The 19,281-nt window shown below is 72.5% G+C and carries 7 protein-coding genes; 4 read left to right on the top strand and 3 right to left on the bottom strand.

Going from position 1 to position 19,281, the window contains the following annotated elements; all coding sequences use genetic code 11:
• Nucleotides 1-24 precede the first annotated feature (24 nt).
• Genes AB0Q90_RS35950 through panD form a run of 4 tightly spaced genes read left to right on the top strand, consistent with a single transcriptional unit; the run spans nt 25 to nt 15,899 of the window.
• On the top strand, nt 25-8,082 hold the full coding sequence (locus AB0Q90_RS35950; RefSeq protein ID WP_363163044.1) for an amino acid adenylation domain-containing protein: 8,058 nt from the start codon (nt 25-27) through the stop codon (nt 8,080-8,082).
• Nucleotides 8,079-15,248: an amino acid adenylation domain-containing protein gene (locus AB0Q90_RS35945; RefSeq protein WP_363163045.1), complete on the top strand. Its 7,170-nt coding sequence runs from the start codon at nt 8,079-8,081 to the stop codon at nt 15,246-15,248. Before AB0Q90_RS35950 ends, AB0Q90_RS35945 begins: the two co-directional genes overlap by 4 nt.
• Nucleotides 15,249-15,252: 4 nt before the next feature.
• Complete coding sequence (locus AB0Q90_RS35940) at nt 15,253-15,477, top strand: MbtH family protein (RefSeq protein WP_363163046.1); 225 nt, start codon at nt 15,253-15,255, stop codon at nt 15,475-15,477.
• 14 nt (nt 15,478-15,491) lie between these two features.
• Nucleotides 15,492-15,899: an aspartate 1-decarboxylase gene (gene panD / locus AB0Q90_RS35935; RefSeq protein ID WP_363163047.1), complete on the top strand. Its 408-nt coding sequence runs from the start codon at nt 15,492-15,494 to the stop codon at nt 15,897-15,899.
• Between the two features lie 73 nt (nt 15,900-15,972).
• Here panD and AB0Q90_RS35930 read toward each other — a convergent pair whose 3' ends face one another.
• From AB0Q90_RS35930 to AB0Q90_RS35920, 3 genes are read right to left on the bottom strand one after another with little or no spacing between them, the layout of a single operon-like run.
• On the bottom strand, nt 15,973-16,806 hold the full coding sequence (locus tag AB0Q90_RS35930; protein ID WP_363163048.1) for a pyrroline-5-carboxylate reductase: 834 nt from the start codon (nt 16,804-16,806) through the stop codon (nt 15,973-15,975).
• Nucleotides 16,803-17,957, bottom strand: coding sequence for an aminotransferase class I/II-fold pyridoxal phosphate-dependent enzyme (locus AB0Q90_RS35925; RefSeq protein WP_363163049.1), 1,155 nt, complete (start codon nt 17,955-17,957; stop codon nt 16,803-16,805). The genes AB0Q90_RS35930 and AB0Q90_RS35925 overlap by 4 nt, the downstream gene beginning before the upstream one ends.
• A 55-nt stretch (nt 17,958-18,012) precedes the next feature.
• A complete protein-coding gene (locus tag AB0Q90_RS35920; protein WP_363163050.1) occupies nt 18,013-19,281 on the bottom strand; it encodes a glutamate-5-semialdehyde dehydrogenase in 1,269 nt (422 codons plus the stop codon).

The raw sequence follows: 19,281 nt of genomic DNA, 5'->3' as shown, positions 1-19,281 counted from the left end.
GCCGCCGAGCAGCTGGCCGCGCACATGGTGCCCGCGGCGTTCGTCGCGCTGGAGTCGCTGCCCATTACCCCGAACGGCAAGCTGGACCGCAAGGCGCTGCCCGCCCCGGCCTACAACATGCTCTCGACGGCCGGGTATCGCGGCCCGCGTTCGCCGCGCGAGGAGATCCTGTGTGGTCTGTTCGCCGAGGTGCTGGGCGTGGAGCGGGTCGGTATCGACGACGGCTTCTTCGACCTGGGCGGGCACTCCCTGCTGGCCACCCGTCTGGCGAACCGCATCCGCGCCACCCTCGGCGTCGAGCTGCCGGTCCGCCGTCTCTTCGAGACACCGACCGTCGCCGGACTCGCCGCGGCGCTCGACGAGAACGAAAGCGGGAACGAGCCCGGGCGCGGCGCACGTGCCCGCCTGACGCGGGCGGTTGAGCGCCCCGAGCGGGTGCCGCTGTCGTTCGCCCAGCGCAGGCTCTGGTTCCTGGACCGCTTCGAGGGGCCCAGCGCCACGTACAACATCCCCGCCGCGCTGCGGCTGACCGGTGACCTGGACCGCACCGCGCTCGAAGCGGCGCTGGCCGACGTGGTGGCCCGGCACGAGCCGCTGCGCACCGTCTTCGGTGAGGACGCCGACGGGCCGTACCAGCGGGTGCTGCCCGTGGACCAGGGCCGGCCCGGACTGGACGTCGTGTCTGTCGCGGACGCCTCCCAGCTGGACGCCGGGCTGCGTGCCGCGGCCCGGCACACCTTCGACCTGGAGCGGGAACTCCCCTTCCGGGCACGGCTCTTCGAGCTTGCGGAGCAGGAGCACGTACTGCTGCTGACGGTGCATCACATCGCCGGTGACGGCTGGTCGATGGGCCCGCTCTCGCGCGACCTGACCGCGGCCTACGCGGCTCGCTGCGCGGGCGTCGCTCCCGTGTGGACGGAACTGCCGGTGCAGTACGCGGACTTCGCGCTGTGGCAGCGCGAGGTGCTGGGCTCGGAGGAGGACCCCGACAGCGCGCTCACCGGGCAGGTGGAGTTCTGGCGCGAGGCGCTCACCGGCCTGCCGGAGGAGCTGGACCTGCCCCGCGACCGCACCCGGCCCGCCACCCCCTCGTACCGCGGCGACTTCGTGGAGTTCGAGGTGCCCGCCCAGGTGCACGAGCGGCTGGTGTCGCTGGCGCGGGAGAGCGGCGCGAGCGTGTTCATGGTGGTGCAGTCGGCGCTCGCGACGCTGCTGTCGCGGCTGGGCGCGGGCACGGACATCCCGATCGGCACGCCGATCGCGGGTCGCACCGACGGCGCCGTGGAGGACCTCGTCGGGTTCTTCGTGAACACGCTGGTACTGCGCACCGACCTCACCGGCGAGCCGTCCTTCCGTGAACTCATCGGTCGGGTCAAGGAGTTCGACCTGGCGGCCTACGCGCATCAGGATGTGCCGTTCGAGCGGCTGGTGGAGGTCCTCAACCCCGAGCGGTCGATGTCCCGCCACCCCCTGTTCCAGACCATGCTCACCTGGAACGACGCCACCCTCCTGGGTGCCGACGCCACCGCCGGACAGCAGCTGCCCGGCCTCACCGTGACGGGACACTCCGTCGGGACCGGGGTCGCCAAGTTCGATCTGTCCTTCGCCCTTCAGGAGCGCACCGGCGACGGCGGCGGGCTGCACGGGGCGCTCGGGTTCAGCACCGACCTCCACGACCGCGACTCGGCCGCCCGGATCGCGGAGCGGTTCGTCCGTGTCCTGGAAGCCGTCGTGGCCGACCCGGACCTCCCCGTGAGCCGGGCCGACATCATGGCGGAGGCCGAGCGCACCACGGTGCTCCAGCGGTGGAACGACACCGCACGCCCCGTGCCCGCCCTGGCGCTGCCGCAGCTGTTCGAGGCGCGCGCTGCCCGTGCTCCCGAGGCCGCCGCCGTCGTATGCGGCGACCGGAAGCTGACGTACGGGGAGCTCAACGCGCGGGCCAACCGGCTCGCACGGCTGCTCGTACGGCACGGCGCCTGTCCCGAGCGGCGGGTCGCCGTCAGGCTGCCGCGCTCGGCCGACCTGGTGACGGTCCTGCTCGCCGTGCTGAAGTCCGGTGCCGCCTATGTGCCGCTCGACCCCGACTTCCCGGACGAGCGCATCAGCTACATGATCGAGGACGCGCGTCCCGTGCTCGTGGTCGACGAGGAGTGGCTCGCCGCCGCGGACCTCGGCGGCCTCGACGCGGCCGACCTGCCGCCGGTACCGCTCGCGTCCGCCGCGTACGTGATCTACACCTCGGGTTCCACGGGACGGCCCAAGGGCGTTGTCGTCGGACACGCGGCGCTCGCCAACTTCCTCCAGGACATGGGGGAGCGGTGTGCGCTGACGCCGGACGAACGGCTGCTCGCCGTGACGACCGTCGGCTTCGACATCGCGGCGCTCGAACTGTACGTACCCCTGCTGGCCGGCGCCGCCGTGGTGCTCGCCGACCGGGACACCGTGCGCGATCCGCGGGCCCTCGCCGAGCTGATCGACGGGGCCGGGATCTCGGTCGTGCAGGCGACGCCCAGCCTGTGGCACGCGATCGTGGACGAGCACGCCGGCGCACTGTCGGGCATCAGGGTGCTCGTCGGCGGCGAGGCGCTGCCCGCCGACCTCGCCGCGTCCCTCGTCCGGCACGCGCACTCGGTGACCAACGTCTACGGTCCGACGGAGACCACCATCTGGTCCACCGCCGGAGCGGTCGACACCGACAGCGCACGCCGGGGCTCGATCGGCCGGCCGATCGCCAACACCCTGGTGTACGTGCTGGACGCGGCCCTGCGCCCGGTGCCCGCCGGAGTGGCCGGTGAGCTGTACATCGCCGGCGCGGGCCTGGCCCGCGGCTACCTGGACCGCCCGGCCCTGACGGCGGAACGCTTCGTCGCCGACCCCTACGGCACCCCGGGCACCCGCATGTACCGCACCGGCGACCTGGTGCGCTGGTCGGCCGACGGCGAGCTGGAGTACCTCGGCCGCGTCGACCACCAGGTCAAGGTGCGCGGTTACCGCATCGAGCCCGGCGAGATCGAGGCCGTCCTGCTCGCGCACGAGTCCGTGACGCGCGCCGCGGTCCTCGTCCGCGAGGACACTCCGGGGGACCGCCGGCTGGTCGCCTACGTGACCGGCACCGCCGACCCGGCGGAGCTGCGCGAGCACGCGGCGCGCCAACTGCCGGAGTACATGGTGCCGTCGGCGCTCGTGACGCTGGACGCGCTGCCGCTGACCCCGAACGGCAAGCTGGACCGCCGTGCCCTGCCCGCCCCCGACAGCACGGCACAGCCCACGGGCCGGTCGCCGCGTTCGCCGCGCGAGGAGATCCTGTGCGGTCTGTTCGCCGAGGTGCTGGGCGTGGAACGGGTCGGCATCGACGACGGCTTCTTCGACCTGGGCGGCCACTCCCTGCTCGCCACCCGCCTGGTGAGCCGCATCCGCTCCACGCTCGACGTGGAACTGTCCGTGCGGCAGCTCTTCGAACGCCCGACCGTGGCACGGCTCGGCGCCGTCCTGGACACCGCGTCCGGCTCCGCCCGCCGACCGCTGACCAGGGCGGAGCGTCCGGCCCGGATCCCGCTCTCCTACGCCCAGCAGCGGCTGTGGTTCCTGAACCGTCTGGAAGGCCCCAGCCCCACCTACAACATGCCGACGGCGCTGCGCCTCGACGGCGCGCTCGACCGGGCGGCGCTGACCGCGGCGCTGCACGACCTCGTGGTCCGCCACGAGTCCCTGCGCACCGTCTTCGCCGAGGACGGCCAGGGCGCCCACCAGGTCGTTCTGCCGCCCGAGGCGGCCCGCCCCGAACTGCACACCGTCCACACGGACGAGGACGGCCTCACCGAGGCGCTGACCTCGACGGCCCGCTACGCCTTCGACCTCGCCGCCGAACTCCCGCTGCGGACCTGGCTGTTCGAACTGGGACCGGAGCGGCACGTGCTGCTGGTGCTGGTGCACCACATCGCGGGCGACGGCTGGTCCGCGGGCCCGCTGGCCCGCGACCTCACCGGCGCGTACGCGGCCCGCAGCGCGGGCGCCGCTCCCGGCTGGTCCGAACTGCCCGTGCAGTACGCGGACTTCACGCTGTGGCAGCGCGAGGTGCTCGGCTCCGAGGACGACCCGGACAGCGTCCTCGCACAGCAGGTCTCCTTCTGGCGCGAGGCCCTGGCCGAGCTCCCGGAGGAACTCGCCCTGCCCGCCGACCGCCCCCGCGCCGACATCGCCTCGCAGCGCGGCGGCCGGGTTGCCTTCTCCGTACCTCAGGAGGTGCACGAGCGGCTGGTGGCGCTGGCGCGGGAGAGCGGCGCGAGCGTGTTCATGGTCGTGCAGTCGGCGCTCGCGACGCTGCTGTCGCGGCTGGGCGCGGGCACGGACATCCCGATCGGCACGCCGATCGCGGGCCGCACCGACGACGCGGTGGAGGACCTCGTCGGGTTCTTCGTCAACACGCTGGTGCTGCGCGCCGACCTGTCGGGCAACCCGTCCTTCCGTGAACTGGTCGGCCGGGTCAAGGAGTTCGACCTGGCGGCCTACGCGCATCAGGACGTGCCGTTCGAGCGGCTGGTGGAGGTCCTCAACCCCGAGCGGTCGATGTCCCGCCACCCGCTGTTCCAGACCATGCTCACCTGGAACAACCTCGACCAGCAGGGCGCGGCCGAAGCGGCCCGGAGCCTCTCCGGCCTCACCGTCCGACAGCAGCCGCTCCCGACGGGCGCGGCCAAGTTCGACCTCCTCTTCCGCATGGTCGAACAACACGCCCAGGACGCGCGTCCCGACGGCATCGCCGGTGTCCTCGAATTCAGCTCGGATCTGTTCGACGCGGTGACTGCTGAGCTGTTGGCCGAGCGGTTGGTTCGGGTGCTGGAGGCTGTGGTTGCTGATCCGGGGGTGCGGGTCGGTGGTGTGGATGTGCTCTCCGATGCTGAGCGGGGCTTGGTGTTGGGGGAGTGGATCGATACGGCCCGCAGTGTTTCGGTGTCGGCGTTGCCGCAGTTGTTTGAGGCGCAGGTGGAGCGGACTCCTGATGCGGTTGCGGTCGGGGAGTTGACCTATGCCGAGGTGAATGCGCGGGCGAATCGGCTGGCGCGGTTGCTGGTGGAGCGGGGTGCTGGTCCGGAGCGGCGGGTGGCGGTGGTGTTGCCGCCGTCTGCGGAGCTGGTGGCTGTGCTGCTGGCCGTCGTGAAGGCCGGGGCGGCCTACGTCCCTGTCGATCCCGGGTATCCGCAGGAGCGGATCGACTACATCCTGGAGGACGCCGACCCGGCGCTGGTCATCGACGAGCAGTGGCTGGAGCAGGCCGACTTCGACGATCTGTCGGCGGAGAACCTGCCTGCGGTGGAGCTGTCGTGGCCGGCGTATGTGATCTATACGTCGGGGTCGACGGGGCGTCCGAAGGGTGTGGTCGTCGAACACGCCTCGGTGGGTGCGTACTTGGTGCGGGCGCGGGAGGTGTATCCGCAGGCGGCCGGGGTGTCGCTGGTGCACTCGTCGTTCGCGTTCGACCTGACGGTGACCGCACTGTGGTCCCCGCTCGTCAGTGGCGGCCGGATCGTCGTCGGGGATCTCGACGAGTCCGTGTCGGACGTGACCTTCATGAAGGTCACCCCCTCGCACCTGGGCCTGCTGGAAGCGCTGCCCAAGGCGGCGTCGCCGTCGGGCACGCTCGTCATCGGCGGTGAAGCCCTGCGCGGTGAAGCCCTGGCGGGCTGGCGGGAGGCGCACCCGCAGGTCCAGGTGATCAACGCCTACGGCCCGACCGAGGCGACGGTCAACTGCGCCGAGTTCCGCCTCGAACCGGGGACGGAGACACCATCGGGTGCGGTGCCGATCGGCCGTCCGTTCGCCAACACCCGCACCTACGTCCTGGATGCGGCGTTGCAGCCGGTACCCGTCGGCACCCCAGGTGAGCTGTACGTCGCGGGCGTGGTCCTGGCCCGCGGCTACCTGGACCGCCCGGCCCTGACGGCGGAGCGGTTCGTCGCCGACCCCTACGGCCCGGCCGGCTCGCGCATGTACCGGACCGGTGACATCGCCCGCTGGAACCGTGACGGTCAGCTGGAGTACGTCGGCCGTGCCGATGACCAGGTCAAGGTGCGCGGTTACCGCATCGAGCTGGGCGAGATCCAGTCCGCCCTCGCAGCCCACCCGCACATCGCGCAGGCAGCCGTCATCGTCCGTGAGGGACGGCTGCTGGGTTACGTCGTCCCGCAGGACGAAGCCCCCGCCGCAGACACGCAGTTGCTGCGCAAGTCGCTGGCCGAATCCCTGCCGGAGTACATGGTCCCGGCCGCGATCGTCGTCCTGGACGCACTGCCGCTGACCTCCCACGGCAAGCTCGACCGCCGCGCCCTGCCCGACCCCGAGTACAGCGAGGGCGCCGGATCCCGGGAGCCGGTCTCGGTGAAGGAGCAGGTGCTGTGCGGGCTCTACGCAGAGGTCCTGCGTGTGCCCGAGGTCGGTGTCGACGACAGCTTCTTCGACCTGGGCGGCGACAGCATCATGTCGATCCAGTTGGTGAGCGCGGCACGCCGGGCCGGACTGCGGTTCTCTCCCCGGGACGTCTTCGAGTGCAGGACGGTGGCGCGCCTCGCCGAGGTCGCCCAGGACGCCGACGGGGCCGCCCCGGCGGCACCGGACGACGGGGTGGGCGAGGTCCCGCTGACGCCGATCATGAAGGAACTGGCGTCGCGCGGCGGTCCGTTCGCGGAGTTCAACCAGTCCACCGTCGTACAGGTCCCCGCCGAGCTGACCCGCGAGAGCCTGACGAAGGCGCTGCAGGCGGTACTTGACCACCACGACGCCCTGCGGTCGCGGCTCACCGTGCCGGACGGGAGCGACGAGTGGTCGCTTGAGGTGACCGCGCCCGGTTCGGTGAGCGCCGAGGACTGTGTCGAGCGGATCGACGCTTCGGGGCTCGACGACGGGGCGCTGCGCGCCCTGATGGCCGAGCGCGGGCCACGGGCCCGTACGCGCCTGTCCCCGCAGGACGGGGTCATGGTGCAGGCGGTCTGGTTCGACCGCGGGCGTGAGCTGTCCGGTCAACTGCTGCTCGTGCTGCACCACTTGGTGGTCGACGGGGTGTCCATCCGGATCCTCGTCCCGGACCTGGCGCAGGCCTGGCGGGATGTGTCGGCGGGCCGGGAAGCGGCGCTCGAACCGGTGGGCACCTCGCTGCGCCGCTGGGCACGGCATCTGCACGAGCTGGCCCACGAGCCCGAGACCACGGCCGAGTTGAGCCATTGGACGCGGGTGCTCCAGCACGTGGACGCGCCGCTGGGCGGGCGGGCGCTGGATCCGGCGCGCGACACCGCCGGCACGACCGGTCACCTGACCCAGGAGCTGCCCTCGGAGGTGACCGAGCCCCTGCTCACGACGGTGCAGGCGGCGTTCCACGCCGAGATCAACGACGTGCTGCTCACCGCCTTCGCGCTGGCGGTCCGCGCCTGGCGGGCCAGGGCGGCGGAGCACGGGGTGCTGGTGGAGCTGGAGGCCCACGGCCGTGCGGAGGAGGCGATGCCGGGTGCCGATCTCACCCGTACCGTCGGCTGGTTCACCAGCACCTACCCCGTCCGGCTCGACACGGCCCGGGCGGCCGACGAGGGCGCGGCGCTGAAGCAGGTCAAGGAGCAGCTGCGGACGGTGCCGGGCAAGGGGCTCGGGCACGGGCTGCTGCGCCGGCTCAACCCCAAGACGGCGGCGATCCTCGCCCCGATGGCGCGTCCCCAGATCAAGTTCAACTACCTGGGCAGGTTCGCCTCCCAGGAGCAGCAGGCGGCCGACTGGGCGACGGCGCCCGGCACCGCCGGCATCGGCGGCGGCCGGGACGCGGGAATGCCGCTGACGCACGCCGTCGAGCTGAACGCCATCACGCGTGACGGCGAGGACGGTCCCGAGCTCCTCGCCTCCTGGACCTGGGCCCAGGGGCTGCTCACCGAGCAAGAGGTGCAGGAGCTTGCCCAGGAGTGGTTCCGGGCGCTGCGTGCGCTCGTCGACCACGCGGCCGAGGACACGGCGGGCGGGTTCACCCCGTCCGACGTACCGCTGGCCATGTTGAACCAGAGCGACATCGATCGGCTCGAAGCCGAGTGGAGGACGTCGGAATGAAGCGGTCCGCGTTGGAGGACATACTGCCGCTGTCTCCGTTGCAGGAGGGGCTGCTGTTTCACAACGTCTTCGACGAGAAGGCGCTGGACATCTACACGGTCCAGATGGTCCTGGACCTCGAAGGGGCGCTGGACGCCAAGGCGTTGCGGACCGCGGCCGGGGCGCTGCTGGCCCGGCACGCCAACCTGCGCACGGCGCTGCGCCACGAGGGGCTCAGCCGGCCGGTCCAGATCGTCCTGCGGGACGTACCCCTGGCGTGGCACGAAGTGGATCTGAGCGCGCTGGGGCAGGAGGAGCGGGAACGCGAGGCGCGCCGGGTGCTCGACGAGGACCGCGCCCGCCGCTTCGACCTGTCCGAGCCCCCGCTCGTACGGTTCACCCTGCTGCGGTACGGGCCGGACCGGCACCGCTTCGTGCTGACCAACCACCATGTGCTGTGGGACGGCTGGTCGCGGCCGGTGCTGCTGCGCGAGCTGCTGGCGCTGTACCTGAACGGCGGCGACACCTCACAGCTGCCGCGCGTCCGCCCGTTCCGCGACTATCTGGGCTGGCTCGCCGGACGTGACCGTGAGGAGGGCGAGCGCGCCTGGCAGGAGGCGCTCGCCGGTCTTGAGGAGCCGTTCCGGGTGGCGCCCGCCGCCTCCGGGCGGGTGCCCGTGGTCCCCGGGCAGATCGACCTCACGCTCACCCCGCAGGAGACGGCACGGCTGACCGAGCGCGCCCGCGAACTCGGCGTGACCCTCAACACGGTGGCGCAGGCGGCCTGGGCGATCGTGCTGGCCAAGGTGGTGGGCCGCACCGACGTCGTGTTCGGCGTGACGGTCTCCGGCCGGCCGCCGGAGCTGGACGGCGTCGAGAACATGGTCGGCCTCTTCATCAACACCCTGCCGCTGCGCCTGAGGCTGGACCCGGCGGAGCCGCTCGCCGAGCTGCTGGCCCGGCTCCAGGCGGAGCAGGCCCGGCTGCTGGACCACCAGTACCTGGGCCTGACCCGGATCCAGGAACTGGCCGGTGTGGGCGAGCTGTTCGACTCGGCGCTGGTCTTCGAGAACTATCCGCTCGACCCGGCGAGCGCCACGCAGACGGGTCCGGCGGCGCCGCGGCACGGCGTGCGGGTGACCGGCGTGGAGACCCAGGACGGCATGCACTATCCGCTGGGCCTGATCGTCAAGCCGGGCCGCGGGCTGCGGTTCCGCGTCGACTTCCGTCCCGACGTGTTCACCGAAGAGGCGGCCACGGCCGTCAGCGAGCGGCTGCACCGGGTGCTGACCGCGGTCCTGGACGAGCCGCGGCGCCCCGTCGGCACGCTCGACGTGCTCTCGGCCACCGAGCGCCACCGGGTCCTTCAGGAGTGGAACGACACCGGCCGCGAGGTCCGCGAGACCGACGTCGTCACCCTCTTCCAGGAGCAGGTGGCCCGCACCCCCGACGCCGAGGCGGTGGTGAGCGGCGCGGAGACCCTGACCTACGCCGAGCTGAACGCGCGCGCGAACCGGCTGGCGAGGCTGCTGGTCGCCCGGGGCGCGGCGCCCGAGCGGTTCGTGGCCCTGGCGCTGCCGCGCACCGTCCAGGCCGCGGTCGGCCTGCTGGCCGTACTCAAGACGGGCGCGGCATACCTGCCGCTGGATCCCGACTATCCGGCGGACCGTATCGCCTACATGCTGGACAGCGCCGACCCGGCGCTGCTGGTCACCACGCGGGAGCTGGCCCCGGCGCTGCCGGAGCACCCCGCACCCCGGATCGTCCTGGACGACGTCGATCTCACGCCGTACTCCGGCACGGACCTCGGCGACGCCGACCGCGTGCTGCCGCCGGCCCTCGCCAACCCCGCGTACGTCGTGTTCACCTCGGGCTCGACGGGCCGCCCCAAGGGCGTCGTCATCGAGCACCGCTCGCTGGGCGCCTATCTGGTGCGGGCCAGGGAGGCCTACCCGACGGCCGCCGGCACCACCCTGCTGCACTCGCCGATCTCCTTCGACCTGACGGTGACCGGGCTGTACACGCCGCTGGTGAGCGGCGGCCGGGTGCACATCGCGGAACTCACTGAGGACGCCGCCGGCGGCCCGCGGGCCACCTTCCTCAAGGGCACCCCCAGCGTGCTGGCGCTCCTCGACGCACTGCCGGACGAGGTCTCGCCGACCCGGACGCTGATGCTCGGCGGCGAACTGCTGGTGGGCGAGGCCCTGGACCGCTGGCGGGCGCGGCACCCGGACGCGACCGTGTTCAACGTCTACGGCGCCACGGAAGCCACCGTGAACAGCGTCGAGAACCCCATCGCGCCCGGCACGAAGGTGCCCGCCGGTGCCATCGCCGTGGGCCGCCCCTTCTGGAACACCCGGATCCATGTCCTCGACACCGGACTCCAGCCGGTGCCGCCCGGCACGGCGGGCGAGGTGTACATCGCCGGCACCGGACTCGCCCGCGGCTACCTCGGGCGGCAGGACCTGACCGCGGAGCGCTTCGTGGCCTGCCCCTACGGCGCGCCCGGCGAGCGCATGTACCGCACCGGCGACCTGGCCCGCTGGAACGAGTCCGGCGAGCTGGAGTTCGTCGGCCGGGTCGACGGACAGGTCAAGATCCGCGGCTACCGGATCGAGCTCGGGGAGATCGAGTCCGTGGTCTCCGGCCACCCGGACGTGGCGCGCACGGCCGTAGTGGTGCGCGAGGACGTGCCCGGCGACCGGCGGCTCGTCGCCTACGTCGTCCCCGAGCACGGTGTCGTGCCCGCGCCGGCCGCCGTCCGCGAGCACGCCGCGGCCGCGCTGCCCGAGTACATGGTGCCGGACTCGGTGATCGTCCTCGACGCGCTGCCGCTGACGCCGAACGGCAAGCTGGACCGCCGGGCCCTGCCCGCGCCCGAGTACGAGGCGGGCCCCGGGGGGCGTGCGCCGCGCTCGCCGCGCGAGGAGATCCTCTGCTCCCTCTTCGCCGAGGTGCTGCGCCGGCCGGTCATCGGCATCGACGACAACTTCTTCGACCTCGGCGGCCACTCGCTGCTCGCCACGCGTCTCGTCAGCCGCATCCGCTCCACGCTCGACGTCGAGCTGTCGGTGCGTCAGCTGTTCGACACGCCGACCGTGGCGGGCGTTGCGGAGGCCCTGGACACCGGCAGCGGCGGCCGCCGCGCGGTCACCCGCCCGGCACGGCGGCCGGAGCGCCTGCCGCTGTCGTACGCCCAGTCACGGCTGTGGTTCCTGCACCGCATGGAAGGCCCCAGCCCCACCTACAACATCCCGGTCTCGCGCCGCTTCCACGGGCCCTTGGACCGGGACGCGCTGCGGCAGGCCCTCGACGACGTCGTGGCCCGCCACGAGTCGCTGCGGACCGTGTTCGCTGAGGACGCGGAGGGCGCCTACCAGAGCGTGCGCGAACCGGCCGACGCCCAGGTGCCGTTCGTCACCGTCGCCACCGACGAGGACGGGCTGCCGGACGCACTGCGCGCCGCGGCCCGGCACGGCTTCGACCTGGCACACGAACTGCCCGTACGCGCCACCCTGTTCGAGCTCGGCCCCGAGGACCATGTGCTGCTCCTGCTGGTGCACCACATCGCCAGCGACGCCTGGTCCAGGCGCCCGCTCGGCCGGGACCTCGCCCTCGCCTACGCCGCCCGCTGCGCCGGCAAGACCCCGCAGTGGCGCGAACTGGCCGTCCAGTACGCCGACTACACGCTGTGGCAGCGCGAGACGCTCGGCTCCGAGGACGACCCCGACAGCCTCATCTCCCGCCAGCTCACCCACTGGAAGGAGGCCCTCGCCGGGCTGCCCGAGGAGCTCGACCTGCCCGCCGACCGGCCCCGGCCCGCGGTGTCCAGCCAGACCGGCGCCAGGATCGCCGTCCAGGTGCCGGCCGACCTGCATGCCGCCGTGGTCGAACTGGCCCGCAAGAACCGGGCGACCGTCTTCATGGTCGTGCAGGCCGCGCTGGCCGTGACCCTGTCCCGGGTGGGCGCGGGCGAGGACATCCCGATCGGCACCCCGATCGCCGGACGCACCGACGACGCCCTGGAAGACCTGGTCGGCTTCTTCGTCAACACCCTCGTCCTGCGCACCGACACCTCCGGCGACCCGACCTTCGAGGAGCTGGTGCGCCGGGTCCGCGAGAACTCCCTGGCCGCCTACGCCCACCAGGACGTGCCGTTCGAGCGCCTGGTGGAACTGCTCAACCCCGTCAGGTCGATGGCCCGCCACCCCCTGTTCCAGGTGATGCTGGCGTTCAACAACACCGACCAGCAGGCCGCCCACGAGGCCATCGAGCAGCTGCCCGGGCTGAAGGTGACCGGCCAGGCCGTCGGCTCCGCCGTCTCCCGGTTCGACCTGCTCTTCGCCTTCGGTGACGTGCACGACGGCAAGGGCGCCCCCGGCGGCCTCAACGGCATCGTGGAGTACAGCGCCGACCTGTTCGACGCCGCCACGGCCGAGGCGCTCGCCGAACGCTTCGTACGCGTGCTGCGCGTGCTGGCCGAGGCGCCCGAACAGCCGATCGGCCGGGCCGAGATCCTGGCCCCCGAGGAGCGCGCGCGACTGCTCACCCGCCCCACCACGCGGGAACTGCCCACGGCGTCCCTCGCGGAGCGGTTCGAGGAGCAGGCGCGCCGCACCCCGCGGGCCGTGGCCGTGCAGGACGGGGACACCGTCCTGACGTACGAACAGCTCGACCGGGCGGCCAACCGGCTCGCCGCGCTGCTGGTCCGCGAAGGCTCCGGCCCCGAGCGTCTGGTGGGCCTGGCCCTGCGCCGCTCGGCGGACCTCGTCGTCGCGCTGCTCGCCGTACTCAAGACCGGCGCCGGCTATCTGCCACTCGACCCGGAGTACCCGGCGGAGCGCCTCGCGCACATGACCGAGGACGCGCGGCCGGTGCTCGTGGTGACGACGGCCGAGGTCGCCGGGCGGCTGCCCGGCGAGGCGGGCCCCCTGCTGGTCCTCGACGCGCCCGGAACGGTCCGGGACCTGGCCGCCGCGCCCACGACGGCGCCGCACACCGGACCGCTGTCCCCGGACCGCCCGGTGTACGCGATCTACACCTCGGGCTCGACGGGCCGCCCCAAGGGCGTCCTGATGCCGGCCCGGGCCATGGACAACCTGATCTCCTGGCACCAGGAGGCCATGCCCCCGCGCCGGCCGGGCGCGGCCGTCGCCCAGTTCGCGGCGATCAGCTTCGACGTGTCGGTGCACGAGATCCTCTCCGCGCTGCTCGGCGGAAAGCGTCTCGTGCCCTGCCCGGAGGACATCCGGCGCGATCCGCGGCGCCTGGTGCGCTGGCTGGAGGAGCACGAGGTCGAGCAGCTGCACGCGCCCAACCTGGTCGTGGAGGCGCTCGCCGAGGCCGCCGCGGAACTCGGCGCCGACCTGCCCCGCCTGACCGACGTCGCCCAGGCCGGCGAGGCGCTCAACCTCACCCCGACCGTGCGGGAGTTCTTCGGCCGGCGACCGGGAGTGCTGCTGCACAACCACTACGGCCCCAGCGAGACGCACGCGGCGACCGGCGCCACCCTGCCCGCCGACCCGGCCGACTGGCCCGCCACCGCCCCGATCGGCACGGCGATCGACAACACCGGCCTGTACGTCCTCGACGACCGGCTGCGCCCGGTGCCCCCGGGCGTGGTCGGCGAGCTCTACGCGTCCGGCGCCGGCCTTGCCCGCGGCTATCTCGGCCGCCCGGGGCTGACCGCGGAACGCTTCGTGGCCTGCCCCTTCGAGCCGGGCGAGCGTATGTACCGCACCGGTGACCGGGTGCGCACGCGCGCCGACGGGCAGCTGGAGTTCCTGGGCCGCGCCGACCAGCAGATCAAGCTGCGCGGCTTCCGCATCGAGCCCGGCGAGGTGGAGGCGGCGCTCACCGCGCACCCGGCCGTCGCCCAGGCAGCGGTCGTACTGCGCGAGGACCGGCCGGGCGACCGGCGTCTGGTGGCGTACGCGGTGGCGGCCGGGGAGCTGCCCGGCACCGCCGAACTCCGCACCCACCTCGGCGAGCGGCTGCCGGACTACATGATCCCGGCCGTCTTCATGGCCGTGGACGCGCTGCCGCTCACCCCGAACGGCAAGCTCGACCGGCGTGCCCTGCCCGTCCCGGACTACGCGGCGCAGTCCGGCCGCGGCCCGAACGGGCCCCGCGAGGAGGTGCTGTGCGCCCTGTTCGCCGAGGTCCTCAAGGTGCCCGAAGTGGGCGTCGACGACGACTTCTTCTCCCTCGGCGGGCACTCCCTGCTGGTCGCCAGGCTGCTCGGCCGGATCCGGACCGTCCTCGGCGTCGAGCTGTCCATACGCAGCCTGTTCGAGGCGCCGACCGTCGCGCGCCTCGCCGAGGAGATCGACCGGGGCACCAGCCACGACCCGTTCGCCGAACTGCTCCCGCTGCGCGAGAGCGGCACCGACGCCCCGCTGTTCTGCGTCCACCCGGCCGCCGGCCTCGGCTGGTGCTATGCCGGACTGCTCGCCCACCTCGGCCCGGACACCCCGGTGTACGCGCTGCAGGCGCGGGGGATCAGGGACCGCGACGCGGTGCTGCCCGCCGGGACGAGCGAGATGGCGGCCCAGTACGCCGAACTGATCCGCTCCGTGCGGCCCGAGGGGCCCTACCGCATCATGGGCTGGTCCTTCGGCGGGCCCGTCGCCCAGGCCGTCGCCACCCATCTGCAGGCGCTGGGCGCCGAGGTGGAGCTGCTGTGCCTGGTGGACGCCTACCCGTCGAGCCTGCGCGGCCAGGACGCCCCCGAGCGCTCCGAGGCGGAGATCGTCGGCAACAGCCTGCGGGCCGTCGGCTTCGAGTTCGACACGAGCGAGCTGACCGACGACAACTTCCCGCTGGAGCGCTACCGGGAATTCCTGCGGCGCGAGAACCGGGCGCTCGCCGAGCTGAGTGCGGACGAAGTCGTCGCGGTCAAGAACGTGTACGTGAACAATGTGCGGATGATGCCCCGTCATGAGCCGGACGTCTTCCGTGGTGATGTGCTCTTTTTCACAGCGACCCGGGTTTCCGAGGAAAGAAGGAATCGCCGTGACGTCACTGCCTGGAATCCCTATACGGAAGGGCGGTTGGAAAACTACGATGTGGATGCCGAGCATGAGGAAATGCTGACCGAGCCGGCACCCACCGCCCGGATAGGGCGGATTGTTGCTGAGAAGTTGAACGAGCTGCGGACGAACTCCGCACCGATACAGGGGGTATGAAACGATGAGCAACCCGTTCGAGGACGCCGACGGCAAGTACGTGGTCCTGGTGAACGACGAGGGCCAGTACTCGCTGTGGCCGTCCTTCGTCGAGGTGCCGGCCGGGTGGAACGTCGTCGTGCCGGAGACCGACCGGCAGACCTGCGTGGACTACATCAACGAGAACTGGACCGACATGCGGCCGGCCAGCCTGATCGCGGCGATGGACGCCGCGGGCGCCGCGAGCTGAGGGGCGGGCACGCAGTGTTCAGGACGATGCTGAAGTCGAAGATCCACCGAGCCACGGTCACCCAGGCCGACCTGAACTACGTGGGGTCGCTCACCCTGGACCCGGACCTGATGGAGGCCGCCGACCTCCTGCCGGGCGAGCTGGTCCACATTGTCGACATCAACAACGGCTCACGCCTGGAGACCTACGTCATCGAGGGCGAACGGGGCTCGGGCACGGTCAAGATCAACGGCGCGGCGGCGCGGCTCGTCCATGAGGGCGACCTCGTCATCATCATCGGGTACGGCGTCGTGGCCGACGCGCAGGCCCGTGAGCTGAAGCCGCGCGTGGTCTTCGTGGACGAGCGCAACCGCATTCTGGAGGAGAGCAACGACCCCGCGCTGGCCGGCGGGGTCGGGATCCTGGAGCCGGCGGTGCGCTGAGCCGCCGACACACGAAGGCCGGGGTGGTCGCGTCACAGGACGCGGCCACCCCGGCGGCTTTCGTGCAGTGCGATCAGAGGCGCGCCGAAACGCCCTCGGCACCCGTCAGCAGCCGGCCCAGCGACAGCCGGACCGCCGCGTCGAGCGCCTCCCGCACACTCTGCGGCACGGCCCGCTCGTCCAGCGTGCGCAGCGCGGCCTCGGTCATCCCGCCCGGGGAGGCGACCTGCTCCATGACGGCATCCGGGGTGGCCCCGGGCGCCGTCAGCAGCGCACCCGTGCCCCGGACGGCGTGCGCGGCCAGCACGGCGGCGGTGTCCGCGCTCAGCCCCTGCCCGATGCCCGCCCGGGCCAGCGCCTGCGCGAAGTGGGCGATCAGGGCCGGGCCCGCCCCGGACAGCGCACTGACCGTCTCCATCAGGTCCTCCGGCACCGTCAGCACCTCGCCCAGCGGCGCGAAGAGCGCCCGGGCGGTGTCGAGCGCCTCGGGCGGACAGCCCGGGCCGGACGACAGGACGGTCACCCCGCGGCGCGCGGCCACCGCGACGTTCGGCACCGCACGCACCACCGCGGTCCCCGGCAGCGCCGCGGTCACCGCCTCCGTGCGGCAGGAGGCCACCAACGACACCAGCACCGCCGTGCCGCCGGCCGGCGCCTGCGCAAGGGAGCGCAGCGCGGCCGGAGTCTCGTGCGGATGGACGGCGAGGACGACGACGTCCGCACCGGCCACCGCCTCCGGCACCGACGCCACGGCCCGGATGCCGAACTCCTCGCTCAGCGCCCGGGCCCCGGCCCCGGTACGGGAGACGCCCCGGATCGACTCCGGGGCGCCTCCCGCCGCGACAAGACCGCCCACCACGGCCCGGGCGATACGCCCGCAGCCGATGAACGCGACGGTCTCGCTCACCGCGTCTCCTCGACGAGCGAAGCCACCGCCGACACTCCGCGGACCAGGCGCTCCTCGCTCTCGGTGCCGACCGAGATCCGGACGAACCGGTCGCAGGAGGCGCCGTATCCGATCCCCGGGACCACCGCCACCCGGTGCCGGTCGAGCAGGGTCGCGGCGAACTCCTCGGAGTCCAGCCGGGAGGCGCCGAGCGAGGCGAACAGATAGAACGTGGCATCGCCGGGAAGGCATTCCACGCCGCGCTCCGCGAGCATCCCCGCCATCCGGTTGCGCAGTGACACGACCCGCTGGATCTGCGGCCGTGTGTTCTCCAGGATGTTCTCGAAGTGCTCGGCCAGGTAGTAACTGAGAATCGTCGGCGCACAGGTCACCAGATGCTGCTGCAATTTGATGAGCTGATCCGTCAGCTGCCGGTTGGCCATCACATAGCCGATGCGCCAGCCGGATATCCCGTAGTTCTTCGACATGGAATTGCAGACGATGGTGTGCCGTTTGTCCGGGTCGAGCGCGAGGGCCGAGACGAATTCCACGCCCTCCGGCACGAATTCGTGGTACGCCTCGTCGGCGATCAGGAACAGCCCGTGCCGCTCGGCCAGTTCGTGCAGCGTCCGCAGCTCCTCGGCGCCGAGCCTGCGGCCACTGGGATTGTGCGGGTTGTTGACGACGATGGCACGGGTGCGGGGGGTGACATAGGAGGCCAGGTCCTCCACGGTGTCGTACCACGGGGTCATCACCGGCACTCCGCGGGCCAGCCGCACCTGGTCGGGGTAGCTCACCCACAGCGGCTCCGGGATGATCACCTCGTCGCCCGGCTCCAGCAGCGCCGTGAGCACCATGAAGATCGCGGCCTTGGAGCCGGCCGTCACCAGGATCTCGTGGTCGGGGTCGACCGGCACGCCCGAGGCGGACGCGTGGTACTTGGCGAGCTTCTCCCGCAGCAGCGGCAGACCCCGCGAGTGCGAGTAGTGGTGCAGCCGGGACGCGGGCAGCCCTTCGAAGGACGGCACGGGCAGGTCGAAGAAGGCCTCCCCGAGGGAGAGCGTGACGACGTCGACCCCGGCGGCCTGCATCTCGTAGATCCGGTTGTTGAGCTTGATCGACGAGGCTTCCTGGACGGAGTCCAACAGGCTCGCGTGGTGCAGCGGGGGCATTGCGGCTTCGCCTTTCGCGGGTACCGGGGGTGCGGTCATGGCCTGCACCCGGCGTTCATATGACACGGATCTGCCCACTGCCCCAGACCACGTTCTTGACGCAGGTCAGGGATTCGAGCCCCATCGGGCCGCGGGCGTGCAGTTTCTGCGTGGAGACGCCGATCTCGACGCCGTAGCCGAACTCGCCGCCGTCGGAGTAGCGCGTGGAGGTGTTGACGAAGACGCTGCCCGAGTCGACCGCCAGGGCGAAGCGGCGGGCCACGTCGTAGTCCTGGGCCACGATTCCCTCGGCGTTGCGGGTGCCGTAGCGGTCGATGTGCCGGACGGCCTCGTCGAGATCGTCGACCACCTTCACGGCCAGGATCAGGTCCAGGTACTCGGTCTCCCAGTCGCTGTCCTGCGCCTCGGCGGCGGCCGGCCACACTTCGCGGACGCGCTCGTCGCCGCGGATGCTCACGCCGAGCCCCTGGAGGGTGTCCAGCACCTTGGGCAGCCAGTCGGCGGACAGGTCCCGGTGGACGAGCAGGGTCTCCACCGCGTTGCACACGCTGGGGCGCGAGGTCTTGCCGTTCACCACGATGTCCGTGGCGCGCGCGAGGTCGGCGCTGGCGTCGACGTAGACGTGGCAGTTGCCGTCGCCGTCGATCACGGTCGGCACCGTGGCGTTGTCCTTGACGGTCTGGATCAGGCTCGGGCCGCCGCGCGGCACCAGCAGGTCGACCAGGCCGTCCGCGTGCAGCAGCTCCATCGCGGCCTCGCGCGAGGTGTCCCGGATCAGCTGCACGGCGTCGTCGGGCACGTCCTGCCGCGCCCGCAGCACCTCGGCCAGTACGTCGGCGATGGCCGCGTTGGTGTGCTGCGCGATCGAGGAGCCGCGCAGCACGGCCGCGTTGCCGGACTTCAGGCACAGTGCCGCCACGTCGGCGGTGACGTTGGGACGGGCCTCGTAGATCACCGCGACGACCCCGAGCGGCTCCCGCACATGCTCGATGCGCAGCCCGTTGGGACGGGTACGGCCGCCCTCGACCTGTCCGACCGGGTCGGGCAGGTCGATGATGGTGCGGATCGCCCCGGTCATTCCCGCGATGCGCTTGTCGGTCAGCGTGAGCCGGTCGACCAGCGTGGCCGAGGTCCCCGCGGCGCGGGCCGCCGCCACGTCAAGGGCGTTGGCCTCCTTCAGCGCCTCGGCCGCCGCGTCGATCGCGTCGGCCATCTCGCGCAGCACCTGGTCCTTGACCTCGGTGGTCAGCTCACGGATGACCGTGGACGCGGCACGGGCGCGCCGGCAGATGTCGGTAACGGTGGCGGTAACGGTGGCGGACAC

This window comes from Streptomyces sp. NPDC079141 (assembly GCF_040686775.1).
In the GTDB taxonomy this organism is placed as follows: domain Bacteria; phylum Actinomycetota; class Actinomycetes; order Streptomycetales; family Streptomycetaceae; genus Streptomyces.
This window is presented reverse-complemented; position numbering and strand designations above follow the sequence as displayed.

What these genes read in the sequence shown, in the direction of transcription:
- AB0Q90_RS35945 (WP_363163045.1), top strand. Translation starts at nt 8,079, where the DNA reads ATGAAGCGGTCCGCGTTGGAGGACATACTGCCGCTGTCTCCGTTGCAG.
- AB0Q90_RS35950 (WP_363163044.1), top strand. Translation starts at nt 25, where the DNA reads ATGGTGCCCGCGGCGTTCGTCGCGCTGGAGTCGCTGCCCATTACCCCG.
- AB0Q90_RS35940 (WP_363163046.1), top strand. Translation starts at nt 15,253, where the DNA reads ATGAGCAACCCGTTCGAGGACGCCGACGGCAAGTACGTGGTCCTGGTG.
- AB0Q90_RS35925 (WP_363163049.1), bottom strand. Translation starts at nt 17,957, where the DNA reads ATGCCCCCGCTGCACCACGCGAGCCTGTTGGACTCCGTCCAGGAAGCC.